The following is a 24,619-nucleotide window of genomic DNA, read 5'->3' on the forward strand; positions in this document are numbered from 1 at the left end:
GACGGGGTGGTATCCGTCTTCGTCGTGCTGTCAGCCGGTTTCGGCGCAGGCTTCACCTCATCCGCTTTCGACGGCTTAACGGCAGGCACCTCTTCGCTATGCGAAGTCCCAGACGGGGTGGTGTCTGTCTTCTTCGCGCTGTCAGCCGGTTTCGGCGCAGGCTTCAGAGTGTCGGCTTTTGACGGCGTAACGGCTGGCACATCTTCGCTGTGCGCAGGTTTCGCTGGCGTAACCTCTTTCTTCCTGGTGCCATCGCTCGAATGCTTCGACGAGCCGCCGCCAATGTGGTGGTCGTTCGGGGTATCGACGTCGTAGCTGCCTTTTTTCTTCTTACCGATGCCAGGATCCGCAAGGGTATAGGAGATATTGTTACCCGCTTCTTTTTCATCGCGGGTGACAACGGACATCTCATCCTTGTTGGTGTTGATCTCGCCAGTCGTACCTTTGCTGGTGGTGCCCCCCACGGAAATGGTGGATTTCTGCGTTTCGTTACGGTGGATCTCATCGACCGTATCCACGTAGATGTTAGCCGATGGAATGCCGCCTTTTTTACCTGGCAGACCGCCGATACCTACGCCGCCACCGCCGTACAGGCCGTCCTGCTCAACGGTATCTTGCAGATCTTTGGCGTTGATATTGCCCGCAACGTTGACCTCACCGGTGCCATTGTCCGAGACGATATTGGCGCCCGCCATGTTCAGGTCGCCGCCGGTTTTCACCTGCACGTCGCCTGTGGTGTGAATGCCGGACTGCTTCGCGGTGGTTGCTGAGTCGTGAGCCTCTGAACCGCCGCCGCCGTTAACGGCCCCGGTAGGCATCACGCCTTTAGCCGATACGGCAACCCCTACGGATGCGCCCCAGTTAGCACGCTCGTTGTCCGTGTGAACCGTGTCCTGCAGGGAGTTAACGGTCATGTCACCTGCAACATCCACATCCGCAGTATTGGCGTCAATGTTGGCACCGCTCATGGTCATGTCGCCGCCGGACTTAATTTTGACGTCGCCTGCCGTAATGGTGCTGTTGGTGTAGCTGGTGCTGTTGCCTGTTCCGGTCTCTTTGCTGCCGCTATAGTCAACAGACGCGCCGCCGCTCACGCCGGAGAGATCCACGCCTACGCCAGCCGTGATGCCCGCCGAGTGCTCCTCGGTGGTGTTGCTATAGCTGGTTGTGGATTTCGCCGCGTTCATGGTCACATCGCCGCCTGCGTTAATTTCAACGTTCTGGCCGCTGATGTCTGTCCCGTTCAACGTGGTGTCTTTTTTGGTGTTGATCGAAACGTTATTCGCGTTGATGTGGTTAATGTTTTCCGCCGTCGAGGTGGAGGTCGAGTGCGATTTAGACGAACTGCCACCAATGGTAACGGAACCGCCCGCCAGATCGTTGAGCAGCAGGTTAGAGGCCTCGCCCAGCACTTCCGCTGCCGTTGTTCCGGCGTTGGCAGACTGGCCTTCGGTGCCTTTTTCAACCAGGTTACCGGCTTTATCAATGGTATCCACAATGGTGCTGTGGGCCTCACCCTTGATGCCAAACGACGTCTCTTTATGGGATGAGGTGTTTTTCATCTCATCTTCATATTTCGTGGTCGCGACGTCCTCGGCGTTGATGGTCAGTGAATCGCCCGCGCTGAGATCTGCCCCGCCGATATCAACGGTTTTACCTGCTTCAATCGTCCCGGACTGGCCGAAGTTGATTGCGGCATTGGTGTTCTTTTTGCTGTCGGTGACGGACGAGTCGCTGGAGGTACTCATACCAAACGTGAAGCCAGCCGTATCATTGACCGGCGCACGGCCAGGCTTCTTGCCGATAGCGGAGGTGTCGGATTCTGACCCTGCGCTGACATAGTCGCCGGACGTGGTTTCGGTGCTGCCGCCGTCCATAGTGCCGTAACTGGTATTAACCGACTGGCCGCCACCGCTGACGCCCGCGCTGATGACAAACTCGCGTGACGAGCTGTGCTGCTCTTCGTGAGCCACGTCCTGGGACGTTTTGATCGTCACGTCATTTTCAGCGGTAATGCTGCCGGTCTGGGCGTTGTAAGTACCGCCTTCCATCACCACGTCGTTTTTGGCGTCGATGCTCATGTTGCCGCCAGCGGAAACATTCGCGCCAATGGCTTTGCCCGTGGTGGTTGAGGTATCAGACATCGTGAAGTTGAGCGCGCTTCTGACGTCGTTATCAATGATGCGCGTAGCGTCAATTTCATGCAGGTCATTGAAGGTGACGTCGCCGTCGGTGGCCTTCATGCTCACATCCTGGCCCGCCGTAATATCCGACGCGTTGGAGGTGATGGATTTGGCCTCCATGTTAATGCTGCCGCCCGCGGTGACGCCGTCCTCAAAGGCGTGGATCACCTGCTTGCCGCTCTCATCGCGTCCTACGCTGGCCGTCATGGTGATGTCACCTTCCGCCGCGGACATGTTCACGTCGCCCTCAGCGTTGATCGCCGCGCCGTTGTTATTGATATTACCGCTGGTACTGGACATATTGATGTCGCCGCCCGCAGAGATACCCGCGCTCATGCCGTTGCTGATGTTGTTGATATCGCCATCTGAGACCAGCGTCATGTCGCCTTTGGATGAGATCGTACCGTTGGCGTTATTGATGCTGTCCGCGTCGACGTTCATATCGCCGCCAGCATGAATGGTCGCGGTGCCGCCGTTAACGTCTCCGCTCTCCATCTGACGAAGCGTTTCAGGGCACAGGTACACGACCGGAACCATCACGTCCACGCCGTTCACCGTCTGATTAACGAACCAGACGATATCGGAGTCCAGCCCGTTGCGCTGCTCCTCGGTCAGGGATTGACCGACAACCAGCCCCAGCTCGCTGTCCTGTGCCGCCACGCCTGCATTGTCCATCAGGGCCTGCACCAGCGCGTCGCCTTCCAGACCATCTCGGATCGCAAAGAAGCTGCCGACTGAACTGCTGATTTCACGGCGGATCAACTCTGAGGTGAAGTAGTTATCCCCAATAACGTTAACCGGCTTCTGCGGGTCATAATCCACCTGATCGAAGAAGTAATCCGAGCCGGTATACGCGCTCTGATCGATCATTGACGGACGCGTTTCAAAGATCGGAACGATATTGTTGGCTGGCCCCGGATAAGCGGTGCCATTTTTTTCTGCTTCGGCGGTTTTCTTAAAGTCGGTAGAGACTTCAAACATGCCCGGAATAGAGACCATGTCCTTGATGGTTGGCATCGGGCTAATGCCCATCGCCAGCTCGTCAATTTTTTTGGTATTGACCTGGACATCGTAACCGGCAATCACCGTATCCACGGTGTATTCACCCACGTCGATATCGCTCACGTTGCTGTGGCTGTTAACCACCCCGGCGCCCGCAATACCGTTATCCAGCTTGCCGCTTTTATGCGTAAAGTTACCGCCAGCGGTGATCTCGCCTTTTTCAGACGGGACGAAGTAGGTTTTATTGTTTTTTAATGCTTCATTATTGGTCGCCGTGACGCTCGCCCAGATATTACGCATCGTACCGTAGTCGGTGGTTTGCCAGGTTTCACCGAAGATGTCGGACATCATTTTGTTGAAAAGCGTGGACTCGTTTCCGGTCATCACGACGGCGTTGTACCAGATCCCTTTTTCAGGATCGTCACTGCCTGACTTACCGGCTGCTGCGCCATTGCCAAACTCGAAGTCGAGGAACTGATAAAGGGTATCAAAATTCCACGTTGACGTATGGTAAGCGCCTAAATGCCACTGATAGGTGATCCCGCCCTGCGTCTCTAACGGCAGCTGCAGATAATCATAAATGGACATTTCACCGTATTCCGGTGAGTTGTAGATATCACCGGTAACCGTAATATCTTTCGCCGCCTGAATCAGACCGCCTTTGTTCGTGATCTGCTTACTGTCGAAGATATTGCGCTGGTTGATATTAATGTTGCCGCCCGCGCTGATCTCCGCCTGATGGTCAAGTTTCAGTCCCGAGGTCACAATCGGCATTGAGAAGTTGATCAGGGTTTGAGATTTGGTCGCGAGATGCTCAACGGTGTCATAGACCGCACTGGCGTTCTGATACCCCGTCATGGAGATTTCGTCGCCGGTGTAGCTACTTTCGTTTCTGATGGATTCCGCGTCTAAATTGACGTCCTTCTCAGCGCGAATAATCCCGGCCTGGTTATAGATCTCCTTCGCGATAATCGACATATCGCCCATGCTGAGCACGTTACCCGACACGCCGTTGAAGAAATTACCGTTACGGGCATCCAGACTCAGGTCACCCATCGTCCACAGCAGGCTACCGGCATTGTTGGTGATGTTGCCCGCGGTGACGTTGAGATCGCCTCCGGTCACGATAGACATGGCGTTGGTGAAGTTACCGTCTGCATTCACGGTCAAATCGCCAATCGCTTCCATCTGGGTGCTATTGGTAAAGTCGCCGTGCGTGGTGATCGCCATCGCGCGTCCGGCGTTGATATTCTGGTTATTGGCGTCGAGGGTCAGGCTATTGTTGACGTTGAGCGTGAGATCGCGTCCGGCCTCAAGAATACCGGCCGTGTTGTTCAGGCTGGCGAGAGTCAGCTGCAGATCCCGGTCGGCGGTGATGGAGGCGTTGGCATCGTTTTGCAGGTTTTTGGTCGCAACCGCAATGTTAGTGCCCGCAATCACTGCGTTAGTGGTGTTTTTGATGTTGCCTTTCTGTACATTCAGCGAGGTCGTTTTGGCCCCGGCGAGCACGGCTTCATCGCTGTTGTTCAGGTTGCTCGCCACGTTCAGCGTCAGGTTGTTATCCGTCGAGACAATGGCCGCGCCGTTCTCGTTGGTCACATTTTCTGACGTCACGGTCACATCGCCGCCCGCCACCAGGGTGGAGTTTGAACCGTTTTCGCTGCCGCTGTTGAGCAGGGAATTTGCCGCGACGGTTAACGCACCGTCAACGGCCTGAATCACCCCGCCGGAGAGGTTAGTCAGCACGCCAACGGCGTTCAGCACCGTGTTCATGCTGGCCGTGATCACCGCCTGGTGGGAGTTGGTCAGGGAATCCACATCCTCGATCGTCAGGTTACGCAGGGCCATGAGCACATGGTCGCTCCCGTCGTTCACCAGGCTTCGGATATTGCGGATAATCAGGTCGGTGCCCGCCTGCACCACGCCGTTATTGTGCAGCGTGTCGCCGTTCTGCACGGTAATGCTGCCGTCGCTGAGGATCACCGAGGCATTGTTCAGCGTATTCACGCCGTCCAGGGTCATGTTGCCCGAGGCGAGGATCGCCGCGTCAGTACTGTTGTTCAGCGTACCCACGTCCTTGATGCTGAGGGCATGCTCAGACTGGATCACCGCGCTGTTGCTGTTGTTGAGCGTATGCACCGTGTCGATCGTCACGCTGCCGCTGCCGACCATTGCGGCGCTGTTCGTGTTCGAGACGTTGGTGATATTCAGCATCGCCAGCGCACCGTCTGCCACCAGCTGTGACGCATCGTTGGTGAGGGTGCCAATGTTGGACAGGGTGAGATTGCCGCTGCTGTAGACAGTGGCATCGCGGGTGTTCGTCAGCGTGCCGATGTGATCCAGCAGGATGGACGTTGCCTGAATGCCGGAGGCCGTGTTGGTCAGCGTTGTCGCGCCGGACAGATCCATCGCCCCGTTGGCGAGCAGAACGGCATCGCCCGTGTTGCTGAGCGTCGCCATGTTGGTCAGGGAAATGTTTTCCCCCTGAATCCGGCTGTTGTCGTTGGTCAGAGCGGTCGTATGCGCGCCGTCCAGTGCGAGGTTTTCGCCCGCCAGGATCGCGCCGCCGTGGGTGTTGTTCAGCTGCTTGCTGACGTTCAGCGCGATATCGCCCGCTGCGCTCAGGGTGCCGCCGTTGTTATTCAGCTTCGCCGCCTTCACCTGCGCTTTTGTCTGGCGTTCAGCGTACCGCTGTTTTCAAGCGTCGCGTCGGCGTTGGAGGCGGTCAGGGTAACGTTTTTCCCCTCGATCTTGCCCTGGTTCTTGATGGATTTACCGCTGGCTGCGAGGGTGACATCTTTTTCGTTGCTGATGATGTTTCCGCTGTTGTCGACGTCGCCGCCCACGTTCAGGCTGACGGTCGCCGCATCACCCACGAGGGTGCCGCTGTTGGTGACATTGCCCGTCGTGGTGATCTGCAGTGCGTCACGGGTCGCCCCGATGTTTCCACGGTTGTTCAGCGCGCTGGCGTTCATCACCAGCCGTTTTTCCGCGAAGATGCGGCCATTGTTGTCCAGGTTCCCGACGCGCAGCGTCTGGTTGTTGGACGCGTAAAGCACGCCGTCATTTTTCAGTGAGCCGGACGCAATCGTCAGGTCACCCGTCGCGCTGACGGAACCGCTGTTCACAAAGGCCTCTTTCAGGGTGAACTGCAGGGTGCCTTTTTTCGCCAGGACGCTACCGCCGCTGTTATTCATGCTGCCTGCGGTAATCTGCACATCACCGCTGTGGCTGGTCACCTGCGTATCCGAGATCAGCGAGGCAAACGGCACTTCAGCGCCGTTGACCTTCACGACGAAATCGCCGTTTTTCAGCGTCACTACGCCGCCAGCAATGACCTTACCGTTGGCGTCCAGCGCCTGCAGTTTGCCGTTCAGGGTATACTGGCCCGCCACGTTAATCTGAATCGCCGGAACGGTAGTGGTGGTGTTGTTGGTCACCAGCGAGGCGGCGTTTTGCACCAGCGAGCTGGCATCAATGCGGATTTTACCGGTTGAGGCGATCACGTCATTATTCAGCGTGATGCCCGCCAGGGCGTTCATGATAATGTCGTTTTTCGCCTGAACGCCGGAAGTGGACTTGTTCAGGGTGATATTCTTGCCGGAGAGCGACAGGTTCTTCTCGCTCGACAGGCTGGCGAGCGTAATGTCGCCATCCGCGCTGATGTCCAGGTCGCTGCTGGCGATAATGCCGCCAGCATGGCGGACGCCCGCGCCGGATTCGGTGCTGATCAGCTGGATCTTGCCGCCGTACATGGAGCCAAGCGCGCTACCGTCGATAGCAACGGCCGGACCCCGCCCGTCGCCTTTGTTACGCACGGTGTGGCTACGGGTCGCAAGATCGTAATCGTTCTGGCCCGCCAGCACTTTGATGTCTGCTTTACCGGCAATTTCGCCTTCCAGCTGCGCGCTGCGGCTTACGATGTCGAAGTAGCCCAGCCCGTCGGTATTAATGCCCTGACCGGTAACGGATACCGCCCCTTTTTCGACTGCCAGCTTATAGGAACCGTCGTTATTTGCCTGCACCTTACCGGTGCTGAGGGTCAGGCTGTTGGCATTGATGGTGGTTGCGCCGTTCACGCTAATGCCGTTTTCGTTGGCAATGATGATGTCAGCCTTTTTACCGAAAACTTCCATCGTGCCGTTAATGTAGGACGCTTTCGCGCCCGTCACTTCGCTGATAATGGCGCTGGCTTCGTGCTGCAGCTGGGCGTTTTTTACCGCATAGCCGCCAATTTTCGTCACGCCGTCCTGCATGCTGTTGTTAAAGATCATCCCCTGTTTTTCAACGTTAAACTCGTTGAATTTATTCATGGAGATGCCTTTCGCATTAGGATCGGCAATATTGACCACCGGCGTACCGTTGGCCGCCTGGCCCATGGTCGGGCCTTTAGCCTGACGATTATCAGGCGTTGTTGCCGCATCGGCGGTGGCCGAGAAAATGCCTGCCAAAGACAGATATAAAGGACAGAGCCGCTTATGCAAATTGCGCGTGGTTATTTTTCCGCTGCGTGTGTTTTTGTTTTTCATTATTCTTCCCTTTGTTAGAAGTTAATTTCCGTTTTGTAATAAACCACCGTGTTATCGATGGTTTCTTCTTCCATTGAGTCTGGTTTTTTAACGGGCCACCCTGCCATCACGTAGGAAGAGAAATGGCTGCCAGTGGCTTTAACACCCACGGATGCGCCCATCATGAATTGGCTGTCGCAGACATTGACGCCTTTCGGGCAATTATCTTTTGTAAAGCCAAAGTCGTAGCCAATATAAGGCGTCAGCTGGTAAATACCGGCCAGCCCAATATCGAAAGGAAACTGCAGGCTGTTGGCAATCCATGCGCCGTTGTCGCTCATCACGTTGTCGTCTTTGAAACCACGAACGGTGTATTCATCGCCGATAGTGACCTTGGCATCACTCACCAGCACATCCGGCGTGTACTGAAAACCGCTGTTCAGCTCATAGGTCATGCCGAGTCTGCCGAACTTGGCGAGCGGGCGCGTCCAGGAGGCAATACCGTTGTACTTCATGTAATCGACGTCGAAACCTTCCAGGTCTTTATCGCCATCGCGGGCGGAACCAAACCACGGCACCGCCGCGGTGACGCTCAGATCGCCATAGAACCAGCCGCCGCCCATTGCGCCAACGTAGGTCAGGCCCGACGCCAGCGAGGTGTAGGTTTTTGAGCTAACGTCGATGCGCGCGTTTTCGATGCCGTTGTAGTTATCCCGGCGTTCGACCTTCATCCATGCGCTGGTTTTACCCGTTGCGCCACGCACCAGCATGCGGCTAATGCGCAGGGATGCACGTTCGGAGGTACCATCGGAATCGTAAATGCCGAAACCGCCGTCGATGCCTTTTTCGTATTCAGATTTGTAATAGCTGGTATCAAAACCCCAATAGCCCAGCGGCACGCTGTAGCTAAATGACCAGGAGTCCTGCTTATCATTCGTATTTTTCAGGTCGTTCCAGGAGTAATACGCATTAAAGATGTCGTTCAACCCGGCAATATTCTTTGCCGTCAGGCTGCCGTAATATTGCTGCCAGCCGTCTGATTTATTCCCGGAGTTATTTAACCCCGCCGCCGCGTCAAGCGGGAATGAGGGCTGACGAATCAGGTTAAGATCGGAATAACCATTAATGATTGAGGGCTCGACGTGAATATTATCCCCCTGCGATACCCGCATCAGGTTCTCAACCATCTGGTCGACATCCTGCATATTCAGGATCTTGTCTTTGGCAAACGGGTAGGCGGTAAAAAGACGCGTGCTATCACGCAGGCCCGGTGCCTGGCCGTTAACCTTGAAAGCGTTGATCTTTCCCCACAGCACGCGAAGCTTGAGCGTACCGCTCTTGATGTTGCCGGGATCGATGCTGATCAGGGTGGTGGCATAGCCACGGGAAATATAAAAATCCGTTAACTCTTTCACTAAGGTGAAAATGTCAGATTTACCCAGATCTTTACCCAGATAGCGCTGGACGATCTCCTCGCGCTGCGGCGAACCGTCGAACAGGTGATCGTCGAGGATCTCGATGTGGGTTACATTGAACTTCCACGATGAGTCAGCCGGCAGGCCGGACTCCGCGTCTTCTCCACGACTGGCGCGCTGTTGTTGCAGCAACGCTTCCGTTCTTTTCGCCTCTTCAATCAGATACTGGTTGCTCTGCCGCTCCAGGCGGTCAAGCTCCTGCTTGTTCTGAACAGAGGGCAGCGTGGCGGCATGGGCCACCTGCAGTAAAGGCAGTAAGAACAGGACTTTTTTCATTTTAAAATGACAACGCATCTCTCTCTCCCTGAGCGTTATTTAATGCGAACGGTGTATTGAACGGCGCCGACAACTCTGCCGGGGGTGAGGGCGGTCTTACGATCGACCCCACTGCCAACGTAGATTTGTGCCTGATAGTTTTTGGTGAGCGTGGAGGCGGTATAGATCTTCTCATTACCCAGCGAGATCGCGGATCCGTACTTCTCAAAAAGGCGAATACTAAAATTGCTTGCATAACCGTCGCCGCTTTCAACGCCGATCACGCCGGACAACGCGCCTAATGGGGTGTTAATTAAGGAGTTGAAGGTGATGCCAATATCTTCCGTGGAAGGGCAGCCCACGGTGATACTGAAATCTTTTTTAACACCCTGAAAACTGTCGTTGTTTTGAAAATCGGCGATGTTATAAGTGCCCAAATCGATGTTTGTTGCCGAGGGGTAGATTGTGCACGCGGCGGTAATCACCTTAATGGCAACACCAAAGTTGATGGCCATAATCGGCAGTTTTTCGCTCGCATCGGCGGTCGGGATCACCATTGCTTCAGCCACCTTACCGGCTGGAATGATGTATTCCCCTTCAGGCATCGCGCCGGTCTGGACCATTTCCACCAGCACCGTGCTGTTTCTCACCCCACAGCCGGTGGAGCACGTGGTCGGCGAACCCGAGTTACCCGGCAGCCAGGAAGATTCGGTCTGCGTAGGCCAGCGCATGCGAATGCCAATCCCCGGGATTTCGGTGTTATAGACATGATCAAGCTGCGAACGGATATAGCTTCGCGAGTAGCTTGAATGCCATGAGGATTGTGTGGAGGCGTCACAGGTGTAGCTAACGTCCGGCACCTGGTAGGACTTGCTCCATAAAACTTTGCCGACCTCACGCTGCTTAATGACGTTAAGCGTGATGTCGTCCATGATATTGAGCGTCGCCAGAGGGGACGTGCGGGTGCACAACGCCGCATAGGCGCTGGTGCATGTTAAAGATAAAAACGCCGTGGATAAAAGAATCAGCGCAGCCGTAAAGATCCGTCTCATGGTGTTGCCCCGTTATTGATGCAGGTAATTTCAGTAGCCTTAAACGCCTCTTCCTCGGATGGCTGATCCTCAGCGCCTTGTTTCACATAACGCGCAACGCACTGTGCGGGCTGTTTATTTTTCTTCCACTGGAGGGTGAAGTCGTTTTGGCCTTCCTTGAGCGACACCATCGCCACGCCGTTTTGTCCGACCATGCCGATGGCGTTGTGCGATGCATCCAGCACCGACGCACCGAAGGGGATCACCTCCCCGGAAGGGTGCACAAAGCGCACAAAGCTCTGGCTATTGGCCTGGGTGTCCATTTTGATCAGCACGGCCGCGCCGGAGGTAGGCACGATGGTTCGGCGGGTATCGTCTACCTCGACGGTATAGGCGGTGCCTTTCGGGTCGGCGTATACCTCGTTGTACTTGTAAGGCACCAGATACCCGACAATGCCGTAGCCGTTGTCTTTGATGACGGCCTGGGAATCCGGGTAGATGCGGGAGCCTTCTGCGCCTTTTGCTTCTACGATGCCGATGGTGTCTGCCAGGGTCGGCACAAAGTTGATGCCGCCTTCATGCACCACCACGCCGCCGTTCAGGTTGACCCCACCCATAAAGGAATCCCGGGACTGGCTGTAGGTCATCCCGCCCGAGGCGCTTTCGCCCGTGTAGGAGAGGTTCATGCCGAAGTTGGTTTCCGGCGTGTTGGACTGGCTGAAATAGCCGCCAAAGCCAAACTGCGAGCGTTCCCCGGCGGAGCCGTTCAGCGAGGTACGGAAGTTAGCTTCATCGCTGTTATAGCTAAAGTTCGCTCCCAGGCGAGCCTGCTTCTCGTAGTGGTGGCCGAGTGGCATACTCATGTTCAGATAGAGCGTATCTTCGTGGCCGCCATCGTCGTTATTGGTCCGGCCAAGGGAGATCCCCCAGGTCGTGATGCCAAACTGGTTGTTGTAGCCCAGCACGAAGTTCGACTTTTCATTCCGGCCCTGCTCGTTGTTCCAGACGTTGCCCACAAAACCGCTGACGTAGAAGCTTCCCCAACCGGCGGGAAGCGTCTGGTTGATGTTGGCTTCCAGGCGCTCGCGATAGCGTTCCGGGAGATAGTCATCCTCATCGGCTTCAATCGAGCGCTTCAGGCTGACCGCATCGCTCAGGGAGTAGAAGTTCGCGCTGGAGTAGCGATAGCCAATCAGGCTGAAGTTCGTCCCGGTGGTCGGGAGCGTCTTCGCCAGGCTAATGCGCAGGCTCATATTGCAGAAGGTGCCGCAGTCGGCGGTGTCCGGCTGTCCCTCGAAGCGGGTAAAGGAGCGCGTCACGTCCACGCCTAGCGCGCCCAATCGGGTGTTAATCGCAAAACCGGTCATCAGCGACGAGTAGTCGCCTTCAAACGCGCTCTGCCCGCCAACGTATCCGGTAAAGTTATTGAATAAGCCGTACTGATACGTGCCCTCAACCGCTTTCGGGTCCTCTTTCAGCCAGGTATCGCGAATTTCACCGGCGGCCACAGAGTAGCGAGAGTAACCTTCGCGCAGCAGCTGCGGCACGCTGGAGTAGGGGACCACGAAGTAGGTCTCTTTACCGTTGGTCTCTTTTACGGTGACCTCAAGATCGCCGTTATAGCCGGCCGCATAGAGATCGCTGATGGCGAACTCCCCTGGCGGCACCACCTTTTCATACAGAGTGTTGCCAGCCTGCTTGATGGTCACCGTGGCATTGCTGTTGGCGATGCCGCGCACCACCGGAGCATAGTTGCGGACGGAGTCGGGAAGCATGCGATCGTCCGTGGCGAGACGAACGCCACGCAGGGCAGTGGTGTCGAAAAAATCCCCAGTGGTATTCATATCGCCCAGCACAATCTGCGATTGCAGCGGCGCAATCGCCCGCTCTGCATAGGCCTGGATATGCTGCACGCCGGTATTTTCAGTGTCGCTGCCGGAACTCAGGCTGTCGTAAGTCGTAAAGCGCCATGCCCCCAGCGCAAGGGTGTTGTGCAAATTGCTGTAGAGATAGGTCGCGTTATCCTGCGTGGGGCGATAACGTGAACTGGTGGCGCTCAGCGTATAGGAGGACATCAGCGCCGGCACGCCGTTATCCCATAACTCCGGGCTCACGTAACCCGCAGGCGTGTTAAGCAGCATCGCCTGGGGAATAGTGACATCCAGCTGTTCTTCTACAGCGTTATAATTAACCGTCGCGCCTTTAATCAGCTCAGGAAGAATAATGCAGCTATTCTGCTTCCAGTCAGGGGGAAGTTTTGATGTGTCGACGTCAAAGCGGACGACCATTTCGGGCGTCATGCAGGCGTTAAATCCCTGCTCATTATTTGCCGCCACAAAGGTGACGGACCAGGTATCAACAGGCTTGAGATTGCTATATACCTCAAGCGTATATTTACCCGGCTGTATTTTTTCTACGCCGTCAAATTGCGTCAGATCGATTCCGCTATCGTAATACTTCATAAACCCATGAGAAAATGTCATCGGCTTACTGGTATCACTGGCAAAAACTGTGGATGGTGCGCTTGTCACCGAAATGACAAAGCCACTCACCACCCAGAGAGTGTAAGTTTTTTTGAAAAACATCGACATATCACCGTCCTGGTCAATATCCTTGCTAATCAGAAGTTATACGTGCGCTTAATATAGGCACCCAGATCGGTAATATAATTGTATTGGAATGTCCCTTTTCCCTGCACGGCATTAACCTGCGGGAAGTGATACACCATCGTGCTATATGGCGCGATCATCTCTCCATCAATCATGACATCTTTGCCCTGAGCATCTTTGAGCCAGACATTCGTCATGCTTACATGGAAAGGAGAATTATTTGTTCCAACGACGTCATAACCTTTGGCCGTTTTTTTCAATTGCCAGGTTAATTCGTCCGCCGCTTTCATCGGGTTACCCTTCAGGCCAACCGGACGATAGAAAAATTTAATCAGCGTTCTGAACGCCATTTTTAGCTGATTTTTATCCGCGTCTTCTGCCATTTCAGGTGGAATATCCAGGACGTTGAGCCACAGTACCGTCTCACGATCTTTTGGATATTTCGCCGCTGCGCCTTCCGTCTGGAATATGCGGAACACTTTCCCCTTTTGGCCGTTAATTCTGGCCGCCGGTGGGGTGATAAAGAAAGGCACATCTTCTTTGGCGATGCCGTCAGTCTTATCGGTGCTGGAAAGCCACACCTGAACCAGTTCGGGCGTTTTGCTGACGTTGTTAATACGAATCGTTTGTTCTTTCTCCCCGGCGTTAAATGCCACACGGGTCGTCATAATTTGAATCGTTGCACTGGCCGCAAAGGAAAAGGCCAGCGTCGTCATGAATACAGAAGATATAACAAGTTTTTTTAACATCTGGCCTAATCCTTTAGGTATTACTCTCAGCGGGTATGCCCGCTAAATGCGCGATTACTGATATTTAATGGAGTACACAACGTCGGTAGATACCTGACCGGCAGTAGATGCCCCGCCCGTCGCGACATATTGTGCCCAGTAATCAAAGCGAGCCGTATTACCGGAAACCGTAACGGTTTTAGCGTTATTGTTTGCGGTATTCAGGTTCAGAATGGCTTTTGAAGAATCCAGTAAACCAACCTGAACTTTCTCCGCACCGCCTGACGCTTTCGCCACGGTATTCTTCAGGTTACCGGTGGTGGCATCAATATTGGTGCTTTGTGCCAGTTCGAAAAATACGTTGGCAATTTTGCCATTGGTGCAGTTTGCGCCGCTTAAGGTAATGTGGAATGGTGTGTCGCCTGCGCGCTGTCCATCCGTTGCAAGCGCGGTTGCACTAATAGAAGGTAAATGAACGGTAAAATCAGGGGTAGAAGATTCACCCTGTGCGTCGCCGCCGGTAATAGTACAGGTGGCGTCGCTGATAGTACCTTCAAAAGTAATAGTGCCATCTTCTGCTGCCGCGGCGGTACCGATGGTTGAAAGAACGGCCAGGATTGCCAGCTTAGACAACTTATTCATAAAAATATCCATATCATGTCATTGGGGGGGGTATTGTATATAGGTCATATCCTCCACCGCTATCGTCCAGGCCTAAATATATTCCTAGTTTTAAAATGATATATTTATTAAATTTATGAATTAAGTTTTGCTTCGGACGTTTAAGCACAAATGATGTGAATAAATGGCTGGCTTTAGAAAATATAAATTATAAAAATGAATTTTATTTGTATGGTGAATATTTTGGGGCCGTATAAGTCTGGTGACACGATTGATTTCTGTTTTGAAAAGTGAGCTTGAATCTTCACCTTCCAGAGGCTAGCATTAGGCAAAAGCAGTAAGGACATCAATCCCTTCCTCGTCGGGTTTAACGACGCGGAGGGGATTTTTTTTCATCTGTATCTAATGCAACGACTTTAAAAGAGGTCAGTACATGAGCACTTTAGGTCATCAGTACGATAACTCCCTGGTATCTAACGCGTTTGGTTTTTTACGTTTACCAATGAACTTCCAGCCGTACGACAGCGACGCTGACTGGGTCATCACCGGCGTTCCATTCGACATGGCAACCTCCGGTCGTGCCGGTGGCCGTCACGGTCCGGCGGCAATTCGTCAGGTATCCACTAACCTGGCCTGGGAGCACAACCGTTTCCCGTGGAACTTCGACATGCGCGAGCGCCTGAACGTGGTGGACTGCGGCGATCTGGTGTATGCCTTTGGTGACGCGCGTGAGATGAGCGAAAAGCTGCAGGCCCATGCCGAGAAGCTGCTGGCTGCCGGTAAGCGCATGCTCTCCTTCGGCGGCGACCACTTCGTAACCCTGCCGCTGCTGCGCGCCCACGCCAAACACTTCGGTAAAATGGCGCTGGTGCACTTCGATGCGCATACCGACACCTACGCGAACGGCTGTGAATTCGATCATGGCACCATGTTCTTCACCGCGCCGAAAGAAGGGTTGATCGACCCGAACCATTCCGTGCAGATCGGTATCCGTACCGAGTTCGACAAAGACAACGGTTTCACCGTGCTGGATGCCTGCCAGGTGAACGATCGCGGCGTGGACGACATCATCGCCCAGGTGAAGCAGATCGTTGGTGATATGCCGGTGTACCTGACCTTTGATATCGACTGTCTGGATCCGGCGTTTGCACCGGGTACCGGTACGCCGGTCATCGGCGGGCTGACCTCCGACCGTGCCATCAAGCTGGTGCGCGGCCTGAAAGATCTGAACATCGTGGGCATGGACGTGGTGGAAGTTGCACCGGCATACGATCAGTCCGAGATCACCGCGCTGGCCGCGGCGACCCTGGCGCTGGAAATGCTTTACATCCAGGCCGCGAAAAAAGGCGAATAACCTTTACGCACTGACTGCTGCTGCGCGACGCATGCGCAGCAGCAACACGCCGCCCGCCAGCAGGGTGATCGCCTGCGACACGACCAGCACCGAAAAACCCGAGCTGACCGACCCCATCGATTTCATTACCATCCCCATCAGCAGCGGAATAAAAGCGGCGCAGAGATTACCGATGCCATTAATAATGCCGTACGCGCTGCCGACCGCCTCGCGCGCCGCGTGATGCTGGATCACCGCAGGAATGGCTGCCCCCTGAAGCCCCCAGAAGATATTTGCCGAGAGCATAAACAGCGCAAGCCACACCGGCTGGTGGCTCAGCATCAGCGCGATGACCGACAACGCCGTCAGCAAGCCACCCACCACAAACAGCACCGGGGCCTGCTCCGGGCGCATTTTATCGAGCAGCACGCCGCCGAGAAATTTTGAGCCAAGGCTTAACAGGAAGGGGACCGCGGCAAGCAGCCCGGTCGCGTGCAGCGAGAAGTGATGCTCATCGCGCAGCCAGGCGGGGAGCCATGCGCTGCTGCCCCAGAGATAGCTCAGCGTGGCGATTTCAACCAGCAGGATCAGGCCAAGCAGCGGGGTTTGCCAGGCGAGCGTAAAAGTCTGCATAAAACCCGGTTTTTGGATGGCCTTCACCTCACGCGGCGCGGGCAGAAAACGCCAGACCGCGCCGCCGCCCAGCACCAGGTTGATTGCCGCCAGCGCGTAAAACGATCCGGCCCAGCCGAGGTGCGCCATCAGCCAGGTGACCAGCGGAAAACCGATCGCCAGCCCCAGCGAAACGCCCAGGGCGGTCACGGCGTTGGGTTTGCCGATCGCCTCTGCACAGAAGTTATCGCTAATAAAGCGCGTTTTCAGTGAAAAGAGCGGCCCTTCGGCAACCCCTAAAATCACGCGCGCGATGAGCATTCCCATCAGCGATCCGAGCAACGGTGAAATGGCACACACCGCAGCCCAGATGGCAATGCTGACCAACAAACCCTGCCGATAATGCAGTTTGCTTTCGATAACCGGCGTTAAGAGTAACGCGGAGAAACCATAGCCCAGGAGAAAGCACGTCATCAGCATTCCCTGTAACATTCTGTTTTCATTTAACTGAAAGTATTCGGCAAATTCCGGGTTTAAAATCATCACCGAAATATTTACCCTGTCGACATACGAAATAATAATCAGCAATAACAATGCCATCGTACCTTGCCATCTTGCCGTCATCATGCCCGCCTTATGAATTGATTTTTTATTAAAGTGATTGTCACGCAGGTAAAATGGTTCACCAGTGAAACTCGTTGTTTATAAACAGTAAATTAAAAATTCGTTTCACGGGTGAAACACCGGGGTTATCCCTTTTATTTATTTCTAATGATCAAAGATAAAATAAGTCAATATCTTTCAGAGAACATTTCCTCCCATCACTAAAACGTATTCCCTCACGCCTGAATAATGAAAATTTCATATCGCTGCATTTTTTCGTGATCCTTTGCACACTTAGTTAATTAATTGCCATTTGGTTAACAAATTCGTCACATTGGCGCTTGACGAAAGATTCATCGCTTTTATATTGACCGTATTAAATAAGAAACAGAGTTTCATATATGAAACAAAAGCCTGGAGGATCGTGATGAGCTGGATAGGCGTATGTGACGCAGAACAAGTACAGGAAGATTTCCCATTTAGCGGCAACGTCGAGGGTAAAGAGATCGGCGTTTATTTAATTGACGGTGAATATTACGCGCTGGAAGACGTATGTCCGCACGCTTACGCGCTGCTGAGCCAGGGCTTTGTGGAAGACGGCAAAGTGGAGTGCCCGCTGCATGAGGCGGTTTTTGACGTCAAAACCGGCCAGTGCCTGCACGGCCCCGGCGGTCGCAACCTCAACCGCTACCCGGTTCGGGTCTTTGAAAACCAAATCCAGATTACCTTTGTCGAGGAGACCGTGGCATGAGCGAGACCCTGAACTTTAACCCGGCGTTGCCGGAAAGCCGCCAGTTTACCCCTCCGGCAGAGGGCGGTAACGGCGCGATCCACAAGCCGGGTGAATACCAGAACCTAATCTGGCAGACCCGCAGTCGCGAGCCGGAAAACTGGGAGCTCCACCTTATCGCCACCCTGGAAGAATTGTTTGAGCAGGGCGCGGAAACCCTGCCGGAGCTGGTGAACGGCCTGAACGCCGTCCGCCTGCACGACCAGCAGGGCGAGCCCTGGAGCGAGAACAGCTTCCAGGCATTCTTACAGGTTAACGGCTACTGAGGACAACGCGATGACGACTCCCGTACAACACTATCTTGATAAAGGTCTGCGCGGCCTCTGGTATCCGGTTCTGGCGAGCTGGGAAGTGCAGTCTGCGCCGGTGGGCATTACCCGCCTCGGCGAGCAGATTGTGGTCTGGCGTAACAAAGACGGCCAGGTACAGGCGCTGGAAGATCGCTGTCCCCACCGCGGCGCACGGCTGTCGATGGGCTGGAATCTCGGCGACCGCATCGCCTGCTGGTATCACGGCGTGGAAGTGGCGGGTAACGGCGAGGTGAAAGATGTGCCTGCGGTGGACAAATGCCCGCTGGTCGGCCAGCAGTGCGTGCGCAGCTATAACGTGCAGGAGGCACACGGGGCCATCTTCCTGTGGTTCGGCGTTACCGCAGACCAGCAGCCGGACGAGCTGAGCTTCCCGGATGAACTCGCCGACACCGACAATTTCAGCAACTTCCTCTGCACCGCCGGGTGGAAATGCAACTACCAGTACGCGCTGGAAAACGTGATGGACCCGATGCACGGTACCTATCTGCACTCGTCGTCGCACTCGATGGCGGAAGGGGACCGCAAGGCGGACATGGTGCTGCAGCCGACCAAAACCGGCTTCATCTTTGAGAAAAAAGGGCAGAGCGGCATCAACTTCGACTGGGTGGAGCTGGGCAACAGTGGCACCTGCTGGATGCGCCTGTCCATTCCTTATAAGAAGCGTTTCGGGCCGGGCGGCCACTTCTTCATCGTCGGCATGGTGGTGCCGGAAGATAACGACAACTGCCGCGTCTTCTTCTGGCGTATCCGCCGGGTGCAGGGCTGGCAGCGCGACATGTGGCGCTTCATGTACCGCAACCGCCTGGAGAAACTGCACTGGGAAGTCCTCGAGCAGGACCGCGTGGTGCTCGAAAGCCTCGCCCCGAACGCCCGCGAGCATGAATACCTGTACCAGCACGACGTCGGTCTCTCCCGCCTGCGCCGTATGATGCAAAAGGCGGCGAAAGAGCAGCTGGCGATGCGTGAAGAACAGCAGGGAGCCGCCTGATGAACGGCCTGCTGAACGGGAAGCGCATCGTCGTGACCGGTGCCGCGCGCGGCCTGGGCTATCACTTCGCCAAAGCCTGCGCGGAGCAGGGGGCGGCGGTGGTGATGTGCGACATCCTGAAAGGCGAGCTGGCCGAAAGCGCGCACGGGCTGCGTGAGCAGGGCTACGCGATCGAATCCCACATTATCGATCTGGCCGATCCGCACGCCATTGAGCAGGTATTCAGCGCCATCGGCGAGCAGGGCCAGATTGACGGGCTGGTGAATAACGCGGCCATGGCGACCGGCGTGGGGGGCAAAAACATGCTCGATTACGATCCGGATCTCTGGGATCGGGTGATGAGCGTGAACGTCAAGGGCACCTGGCTGGTGACGCGCGCCGCCGTGCCGCTGCTGCGCGAGGGGGCCGGGATTGTGAACGTCGCTTCCGACACCGCGCTGTGGGGCGCGCCGCGCCTGATGGCCTATGTCGCCAGCAAGGGCGCGGTGATTGCCATGACCCGCTCGATGGCCCGTGAGCTGGGTGAAAAACGTATCCGCATCAATGCCATCGCGCCGGGGCTAACCCGCGTCGAGGCGACCGAGTATGTGCCCGCCGAACGCCATCAGCTGTACGAAAATGGCCGCGCGTTAACCGGCGCGCAGCAGCCGGACGATGTGACGGGCAGCGTGGTCTGGCTGTTAAGCGATCTGTCGCGGTTCATTACCGGGCAGCTGATTCCGGTCAACGGCGGTTTTGTCTTTAACTGAGGCCTGATGAATATGGAAAACGATCGTGAAGTGAAGTATCTCGTGCCGGGGCTGGAGCGCGGTCTCCAGCTGCTGTTGGCCTTCGGCGAGCAGCACCGCGATCTGACCTTTGCCGAGCTGCACCGGCTGGTGGACATGCCAAAAGCCACCGCCTACCGCGTGGTGCAGACGCTGGAATACATGGGCTTTCTGGAGCGCAACGCGCGCACCAATACTTTCTCGCTCGGCATGAACGTGCTGCGCCTGGGCTTTGAATACATCGCCTCGCTGGATGTGGCCCAGGTCGGCCAGCCGGTTATCGAACAGTTGCGCGACGTCAGCCAGTGCAGCAGCCATCTGGCGATCCGCGACGGGCGCGACATCATCTACGTCGCCCGCGTCAGCGCTGCCGGTTCGCGCATCAACCAGGTGAGCATTGGCACCCGCCTGCCGGTGCACTGCACCTCGCTTGGCCGCATGCTGCTGACCGACATTTCGCGCGCTGACTTTGAACACCTGTTCCCGCATGAGCGCCTGCCGGGCAACACGCCGGGGCAGCTTTATGACCGCGAAGCGCTGTGGCAGATGGTGCAGCAGGACAAAGCCCGCGGGTTTGTCATCGGCGAATCTTTCTTCCGTCACGGTATCTCCTCCATCGTCTATCCGGTGTATGACCGCAGTGGACGGGTGGCGGCGGTGGTCAGCATTCTGGTGCCGTCGGAGGAGATCCCCCAGCCCGACCGCGAGCGCCTGCAAAACGAGGTCCGTCTGGCGGCGGATAAAATCTCTGGCTTCTTAGGGTATTTGTCACAGGCCAGTTAAATCAGTGAGTTAACGTCAGGCGCTTTGCTGCGTCGGGCATGTTTTACGCCCAATTTGGGCCAGATGAGGCAACGAACGATGAGTGTAACCGGAATTGAAAAGCTGGAATTTGGCGTCGACAACCTGACGCACTGCGCCAAATTCATGCGTGATTTTGGCCTGACGGGCGATGCCAGCGGCCAGCGTTTTACCACCCTGAGCGGTGCGCGCGTCGAGCTAAACCCGATTGACAGCCCCGACCTGCCGCCGGCGTTTGAAGCGGGCAACACCCTGCGCCGCATGACCTGGGCGGTGACAACTCAGGACGAGCTGGATGCCTTGCGCCCGACGCTGGCGCAGCAGCCCGGTTTTCGCCAGGTGGGCGATGCGCTGGAGTGCCGCGATCCGAACGGCATGACCCTGCGCGTACAGGTGAGCCAGCAGGTGCCGGTTGAGCTGAACGTCGAGCCGATTAACCAGTGGGGCGACGCCCGCCGCATCGACACGCCAAGCCCGGTGTATGACCGCGCCCAGCCGATCAACGTCGGCCACGTGGTGTTCTTCGTCGAGGAGCTGGCGGCGGTAGAACAGTTCTACCGCGAGGTGCTCGGCTTCCAGGTTTCCGACCGCTACATCAACCGCGCCGTGTTCCTGCGCTGTGGCCCGCGCGGCGGCCATCACAATCTGTTCCTGCTTCAGCTACCGAACCGCAAGCGCGGCCTGAACCACGTCGCCTTTACCGTGCGCGACATTCACGAGGTGATCGGCGGCGGCATTGCGATGAATAAAAACGACTGGAGCACCTTTATCGGGCCGGGCCGCCATCCGGTGTCGTCTGCCTACTTCTGGTACGTCAACAGCCCGACCGGCGGCGCGTTTGAGTACTACACCAACGACGACTACCTGACCGAAAACTGGCAGCCGCGCGAGCTGGAGCACTCCCTGATCTCCTTCACCGAATGGGCGGTAGAGGGCGGGATTGACCATGACACGCGCCGCCAGCAGAAAAAGCCGGAGGCGGTATGACCTCGCGCATTGTCATCATCGGCGGCGGCCAGGCGGGCGGCTGGGCGGCGAAAACCCTGCGCGACGAGGGCTTCGACGGCGAGATTTGCGTGGTGGCGGAAGAGGAGTGGGATTTTTATGAACGCCCGCCGCTCTCGAAAGCCGCGTTGCTGGACGCCGATGCCGCACTGCCGCGCCTGTTTTCGGAAGACGCTCAGCAGGCGCTGAATCTGACCTGGTACCGCCCCTTGCGCGCCACGCAGATCGATCGCGCCGCGAAAAAGGTGCATTTAAGCAACGGCGAGCTTCTTAGTTACAACATCCTTTTAATTGCGACCGGTGGGCGGGCGCGTCTGCCGGGCGAGGCGTGGGGAAAACATCCGCAGGTCTACACCCTGCGCCACTGGCAGGACGCGCAGCGCCTGAAAACGCGTCTGGCGCAAAGCAACACCCTGGCGATTGTCGGCGGCGGCTGGATCGGCCTGGAGATTGCCGCCTCGGCGCGCAAAAGCGGCGTGGCGGTCACGCTGTTCGAGCAGCAGCCTGCCCTGTGCATGCGCTCGGTGAGCGGCGAGGTGTCCCGACAGCTGGAGCGGATCCACCGCGAGCAGGGCGTGGATATCCGCACCGGCTGCGGCGCGCTGGAGCTTGACGATCACCACGGTCTGCCGGTGATCCACTGCGATGGCAAACGCGAAACCTTCGATGTGGTAGTGGTGGGGATCGGCGTCGATCTGAACCTTGAGCTGGCCCGCGACGCCGGGCTGAACACCGACCGCGGGATCGTGGTCGACGCGCAGGGACGCACGTTGGATCCGGCCATCTTTGCCGCGGGCGATGTGGCGCAGCATCACCACTACGGGCTGTGTATCCAGTCGTGGGCCTTCGCCCAGAATCAGGCGGTGGCGACGGCGAAAGCGATGCTTAACCCCGACGCGCCGGGCTACGACGACGCGCCGTGGCTGTGGTCGGATCAATATCAGCACAACATTCAGATCCTCGGCATTCCGCAGCCTGGCGGCAAAACCGTCGTTCGTGATAACGCGCTGTTCTTCTCGCTGGACGACGGCGGAAGGTTGACGCAGCTGGTGGCCTTTAACGACGCGCGTACCGTCAAGCTGGCGAAGCGCTGGATGGCGGCGGGACGAGACTTGTCGGACGTGCCGCTGAGCGATCCGGCCTTTTCACTGATGTCACTGCGATAGCTAACCCGCACCCGTAGGGGGAGACATGACCACATTCGAGACCAACGCCGCGCCCGCAGAGGCGAGCGGCGAGGGGACCCGCACGCCTGAAAACGCGGTGCGCTGGGCTATCCCGCTGTCGCTGCTGGCCTGCGTACTGCTGGCGTTTTTCGACAAAATCAGTATCGCGGCGCTGTTTTCCGATGGCCATTTCCAGCAGGCGATGGGCATCGATTTCGACACCACGCGCCTCGGCATCCTGATGAGCGCTTTTCTGCTGAGCTACGGCTTTTCATCGGTCCTGCTCAGCGGGTTGGGGGACAAAATCCCGCCGCTGCGCCTGCTCACCGGCATGATGGCGGTGTGGTGCGTGCTGATGGTGGCGATGGGCTTCACCCATAACTACACGGTGATGATTGTCCTGCGCATTCTGCTGGGCATCGCCGAAGGGCCGCTGTTCCCGCTGGCGTTCGCCATCGTGCGCCATAACTTCCCGCAGCATCTGCAGGCGCGCGCCACCATGCTGTGGCTGCTCGGCACGCCGGTGGGGGCGGCAATTGGCTTCCCGCTCTCCCTCTGGCTGCTCAACACCTTCGGCTGGCAAAGCACCTTCTTTGTCATGGCGATGCTCACCGTGCCGGTGCTGATCTTCGTGCGCATTGGCCTGCGCGGTATTCGTCTCGACGTGAAGCCGACAACCGCGCAGGCGTCACGGGACGAGCGGCGTGCGGCCCGGCGCGAGCTGTTTGTCAGCCCGCACTTCTGGGTAATCTGCGTCTTTAACGTTGCGTTTCTCACCTACCTGTGGGGGATCAACGGCTGGCTGCCGGGCTACCTGATCAAGGGCAAGGGCATTCATCTGGAGCACGCGGGCTGGCTGTCGTCGATGCCGTTTATCGCCATGCTGGCGGGCGAGGTGATTGGCGCCTGGCTCTCGGACCGCGTCGATAAGCGTGCGGCGGCCTGTTTTATCTCCATGGCGGGCGCAGCCGTCGGGCTGACGGCGGTGATGCACCTTGATACACCCCTGACGATTATCGCGGCGATGAGCTTTAGCACCTTTATGTGGGGCACGGGCGCGCCGAACATTTTTGCCCTGCTGGCGAAGGCCACCCATCCCCGGGTGAGCGCGACGGCGGGCGGCATTTTCAACGGGCTGGGAAACTTTGCCGGGGCGCTGTCGCCCGCAGTGATGGGGGCGCTTATCGCCTTCACCCACAGCATGGATTCCGGGCTGATTTTTCTGGCGGTGATGGCGGCGGTGGGCTGCGTCCTGTTACTGCCGCTGCTGAGACGTTACTGAGGAGAGTGTCATGACTGATTCAACCGTAACTGCAAAACCGGGCGTTAAGCCTGAGCATCTGACCATGGAAGAGTGGGTCGAGTCGCGCATTGCGCGCTTTGAAGGCCGCAAGTATGACTGGAACGCCCTGAAGTTCCAGGCCGACTATGACCCGAAATACCGCCGCGCGCAGATGCGCTATATCGGCACCGGCGCAACCGGCGTGGCGAACGACACCAATACCGTTCAGGCCGACCACTTCACCTTCTCCACCATGGTATTGCCGTCGAAGTGCGAAGGGCCGCTGCACCTGCACGACGACGTGGAAGAGGTCTTCTTCATGCTCAAAGGGCAGATCACCCTGATGATTCAGGACGGCGACAACTACACCGAAACCGTACTGCGCGAGCGCGACCTGATCTCCGTTCCGCCGGGAATCTACCGCGGGCTGTTTAACCACGGCGAAGAAGAGGCGCTGATGTGCGTGATGCTGGGAACCAACAAGCCGGAAATCCCAACCTATCCGGCCGATCATCCGCTCTCTAAAGTGAAGCGCGGGTAAGGGGGCGG

At 56.8% G+C, this 24,619-nt stretch carries 18 protein-coding genes; 10 read left to right on the forward strand and 8 right to left on the reverse strand.

The annotated features are described in order from the left end of the window. From QLG21_RS16960 to QLG21_RS16990, 7 genes are all read right to left on the reverse strand, one after another. Positions 1–5,846 (reverse strand): hemagglutinin repeat-containing protein (locus tag QLG21_RS16960; protein ID WP_282484847.1); only part of this gene is annotated, 5,846 nt, incomplete at its 3' end. Continuing rightward, positions 5,843–7,714, reverse strand: coding sequence for a filamentous hemagglutinin N-terminal domain-containing protein (locus QLG21_RS16965; RefSeq protein WP_282484848.1), 1,872 nt, complete (start codon positions 7,712–7,714; stop codon positions 5,843–5,845). The genes QLG21_RS16965 and QLG21_RS16960, both read right to left, overlap by 4 nt. A gap of 14 nt (positions 7,715–7,728) precedes the next feature. Next, complete coding sequence (locus tag QLG21_RS16970; RefSeq protein WP_137849922.1) at positions 7,729–9,462, reverse strand: ShlB/FhaC/HecB family hemolysin secretion/activation protein; 1,734 nt, start codon at positions 9,460–9,462, stop codon at positions 7,729–7,731. Positions 9,463–9,479: 17 nt separating this feature from the next. Beyond that, a complete protein-coding gene (locus QLG21_RS16975; RefSeq protein ID WP_282484849.1) occupies positions 9,480–10,475 on the reverse strand; it encodes a fimbrial protein in 996 nt (331 codons plus the stop codon). Continuing rightward, the gene (locus QLG21_RS16980) at positions 10,472–13,045 is read right to left on the reverse strand and encodes a fimbria/pilus outer membrane usher protein (protein ID WP_282484850.1); all 2,574 of its coding nucleotides are present in this window, start codon (positions 13,043–13,045) and stop codon (positions 10,472–10,474) included. Before QLG21_RS16980 ends, QLG21_RS16975 begins: the two co-directional genes overlap by 4 nt. Positions 13,046–13,074: 29 nt before the next feature. Beyond that, complete coding sequence (locus tag QLG21_RS16985) at positions 13,075–13,812, reverse strand: fimbria/pilus periplasmic chaperone (protein WP_282484851.1); 738 nt, start codon at positions 13,810–13,812, stop codon at positions 13,075–13,077. A gap of 54 nt (positions 13,813–13,866) precedes the next feature. After that, positions 13,867–14,433, reverse strand: a complete 567-nt coding sequence (locus QLG21_RS16990) for a fimbrial protein (protein WP_282484852.1) — start codon at positions 14,431–14,433, stop codon at positions 13,867–13,869. Between the two features lie 412 nt (positions 14,434–14,845). Between QLG21_RS16990 and speB the strand changes: the two genes are divergently transcribed. Beyond that, on the forward strand, positions 14,846–15,766 hold the full coding sequence (gene speB / locus QLG21_RS16995; protein ID WP_058608614.1) for an agmatinase: 921 nt from the start codon (positions 14,846–14,848) through the stop codon (positions 15,764–15,766). Between the two features lie 3 nt (positions 15,767–15,769). On the opposite strand, the gene QLG21_RS17000 is transcribed toward speB, so the two are convergent. Further along, on the reverse strand, positions 15,770–16,981 hold the full coding sequence (locus tag QLG21_RS17000) for an MFS transporter (protein WP_282484884.1): 1,212 nt from the start codon (positions 16,979–16,981) through the stop codon (positions 15,770–15,772). A 406-nt stretch (positions 16,982–17,387) separates the two neighbouring features. Between QLG21_RS17000 and QLG21_RS17005 the strand changes: the two genes are divergently transcribed. The 9 genes from QLG21_RS17005 to QLG21_RS17045 all read left to right on the forward strand — a co-directional run bounded on the left by QLG21_RS17005 (position 17,388) and on the right by QLG21_RS17045 (position 24,611). Continuing rightward, on the forward strand, positions 17,388–17,711 hold the full coding sequence (locus tag QLG21_RS17005) for a non-heme iron oxygenase ferredoxin subunit (RefSeq protein ID WP_013098654.1): 324 nt from the start codon (positions 17,388–17,390) through the stop codon (positions 17,709–17,711). After that, entirely contained in the window at positions 17,708–18,016 is a 309-nt protein-coding gene (locus tag QLG21_RS17010) for a recombinase-like helix-turn-helix domain-containing protein (protein ID WP_006178427.1), read from the forward strand. The genes QLG21_RS17005 and QLG21_RS17010 overlap by 4 nt, the downstream gene beginning before the upstream one ends. Before the next feature lie 10 nt (positions 18,017–18,026). After that, positions 18,027–19,049: an aromatic ring-hydroxylating dioxygenase subunit alpha gene (locus tag QLG21_RS17015; RefSeq protein ID WP_006178426.1), complete on the forward strand. Its 1,023-nt coding sequence runs from the start codon at positions 18,027–18,029 to the stop codon at positions 19,047–19,049. Then, positions 19,049–19,798 (forward strand): SDR family oxidoreductase, encoded by a 750-nt coding sequence (locus tag QLG21_RS17020; protein WP_006178425.1) that lies wholly within the window; start codon positions 19,049–19,051, stop codon positions 19,796–19,798. Before QLG21_RS17015 ends, QLG21_RS17020 begins: the two co-directional genes overlap by 1 nt. Before the next feature lie 12 nt (positions 19,799–19,810). Beyond that, the gene (locus QLG21_RS17025; protein WP_282484885.1) at positions 19,811–20,599 is read left to right on the forward strand and encodes an IclR family transcriptional regulator; all 789 of its coding nucleotides are present in this window, start codon (positions 19,811–19,813) and stop codon (positions 20,597–20,599) included. Positions 20,600–20,677: 78 nt separating this feature from the next. Further along, positions 20,678–21,604, forward strand: coding sequence for a VOC family protein (locus QLG21_RS17030; protein WP_058608611.1), 927 nt, complete (start codon positions 20,678–20,680; stop codon positions 21,602–21,604). Beyond that, entirely contained in the window at positions 21,601–22,788 is a 1,188-nt protein-coding gene (locus QLG21_RS17035) for an FAD-dependent oxidoreductase (RefSeq protein ID WP_282484853.1), read from the forward strand. The genes QLG21_RS17030 and QLG21_RS17035 overlap by 4 nt, the downstream gene beginning before the upstream one ends. A 25-nt stretch (positions 22,789–22,813) precedes the next feature. Beyond that, positions 22,814–24,070, forward strand: a complete 1,257-nt coding sequence (locus tag QLG21_RS17040; RefSeq protein ID WP_058608609.1) for an MFS transporter — start codon at positions 22,814–22,816, stop codon at positions 24,068–24,070. 10 nt (positions 24,071–24,080) lie between these two features. Further along, complete coding sequence (locus QLG21_RS17045) at positions 24,081–24,611, forward strand: cupin domain-containing protein (RefSeq protein ID WP_006178420.1); 531 nt, start codon at positions 24,081–24,083, stop codon at positions 24,609–24,611. The last annotated feature ends 8 nt before the right edge of the window (positions 24,612–24,619 follow it).

It is taken from the genome of Enterobacter sp. V87_3 (assembly GCF_029967835.1).
GTDB lineage: Bacteria > Pseudomonadota > Gammaproteobacteria > Enterobacterales > Enterobacteriaceae > Enterobacter > Enterobacter cancerogenus.

What these genes read in the sequence shown, in the direction of transcription:
- QLG21_RS16985 (WP_282484851.1), bottom strand. Translation starts at nt 13,812, where the DNA reads ATGTTAAAAAAACTTGTTATATCTTCTGTATTCATGACGACGCTGGCC.
- speB (WP_058608614.1), top strand. Translation starts at nt 14,846, where the DNA reads ATGAGCACTTTAGGTCATCAGTACGATAACTCCCTGGTATCTAACGCG.
- QLG21_RS17035 (WP_282484853.1), top strand. Translation starts at nt 21,601, where the DNA reads ATGACCTCGCGCATTGTCATCATCGGCGGCGGCCAGGCGGGCGGCTGG.
- QLG21_RS17015 (WP_006178426.1), top strand. Translation starts at nt 18,027, where the DNA reads ATGACGACTCCCGTACAACACTATCTTGATAAAGGTCTGCGCGGCCTC.
- QLG21_RS16965 (WP_282484848.1), bottom strand. Translation starts at nt 7,714, where the DNA reads ATGAAAAACAAAAACACACGCAGCGGAAAAATAACCACGCGCAATTTG.
- QLG21_RS17030 (WP_058608611.1), top strand. Translation starts at nt 20,678, where the DNA reads ATGAGTGTAACCGGAATTGAAAAGCTGGAATTTGGCGTCGACAACCTG.
- QLG21_RS17025 (WP_282484885.1), top strand. Translation starts at nt 19,811, where the DNA reads ATGGAAAACGATCGTGAAGTGAAGTATCTCGTGCCGGGGCTGGAGCGC.
- QLG21_RS16990 (WP_282484852.1), bottom strand. Translation starts at nt 14,433, where the DNA reads ATGAATAAGTTGTCTAAGCTGGCAATCCTGGCCGTTCTTTCAACCATC.
- QLG21_RS17005 (WP_013098654.1), top strand. Translation starts at nt 17,388, where the DNA reads ATGAGCTGGATAGGCGTATGTGACGCAGAACAAGTACAGGAAGATTTC.
- QLG21_RS17040 (WP_058608609.1), top strand. Translation starts at nt 22,814, where the DNA reads ATGACCACATTCGAGACCAACGCCGCGCCCGCAGAGGCGAGCGGCGAG.
- QLG21_RS16980 (WP_282484850.1), bottom strand. Translation starts at nt 13,045, where the DNA reads ATGTCGATGTTTTTCAAAAAAACTTACACTCTCTGGGTGGTGAGTGGC.
- QLG21_RS17010 (WP_006178427.1), top strand. Translation starts at nt 17,708, where the DNA reads ATGAGCGAGACCCTGAACTTTAACCCGGCGTTGCCGGAAAGCCGCCAG.
- QLG21_RS16970 (WP_137849922.1), bottom strand. Translation starts at nt 9,462, where the DNA reads ATGCGTTGTCATTTTAAAATGAAAAAAGTCCTGTTCTTACTGCCTTTA.
- QLG21_RS16975 (WP_282484849.1), bottom strand. Translation starts at nt 10,475, where the DNA reads ATGAGACGGATCTTTACGGCTGCGCTGATTCTTTTATCCACGGCGTTT.
- QLG21_RS17020 (WP_006178425.1), top strand. Translation starts at nt 19,049, where the DNA reads ATGAACGGCCTGCTGAACGGGAAGCGCATCGTCGTGACCGGTGCCGCG.
- QLG21_RS17000 (WP_282484884.1), bottom strand. Translation starts at nt 16,981, where the DNA reads ATGACGGCAAGATGGCAAGGTACGATGGCATTGTTATTGCTGATTATT.
- QLG21_RS17045 (WP_006178420.1), top strand. Translation starts at nt 24,081, where the DNA reads ATGACTGATTCAACCGTAACTGCAAAACCGGGCGTTAAGCCTGAGCAT.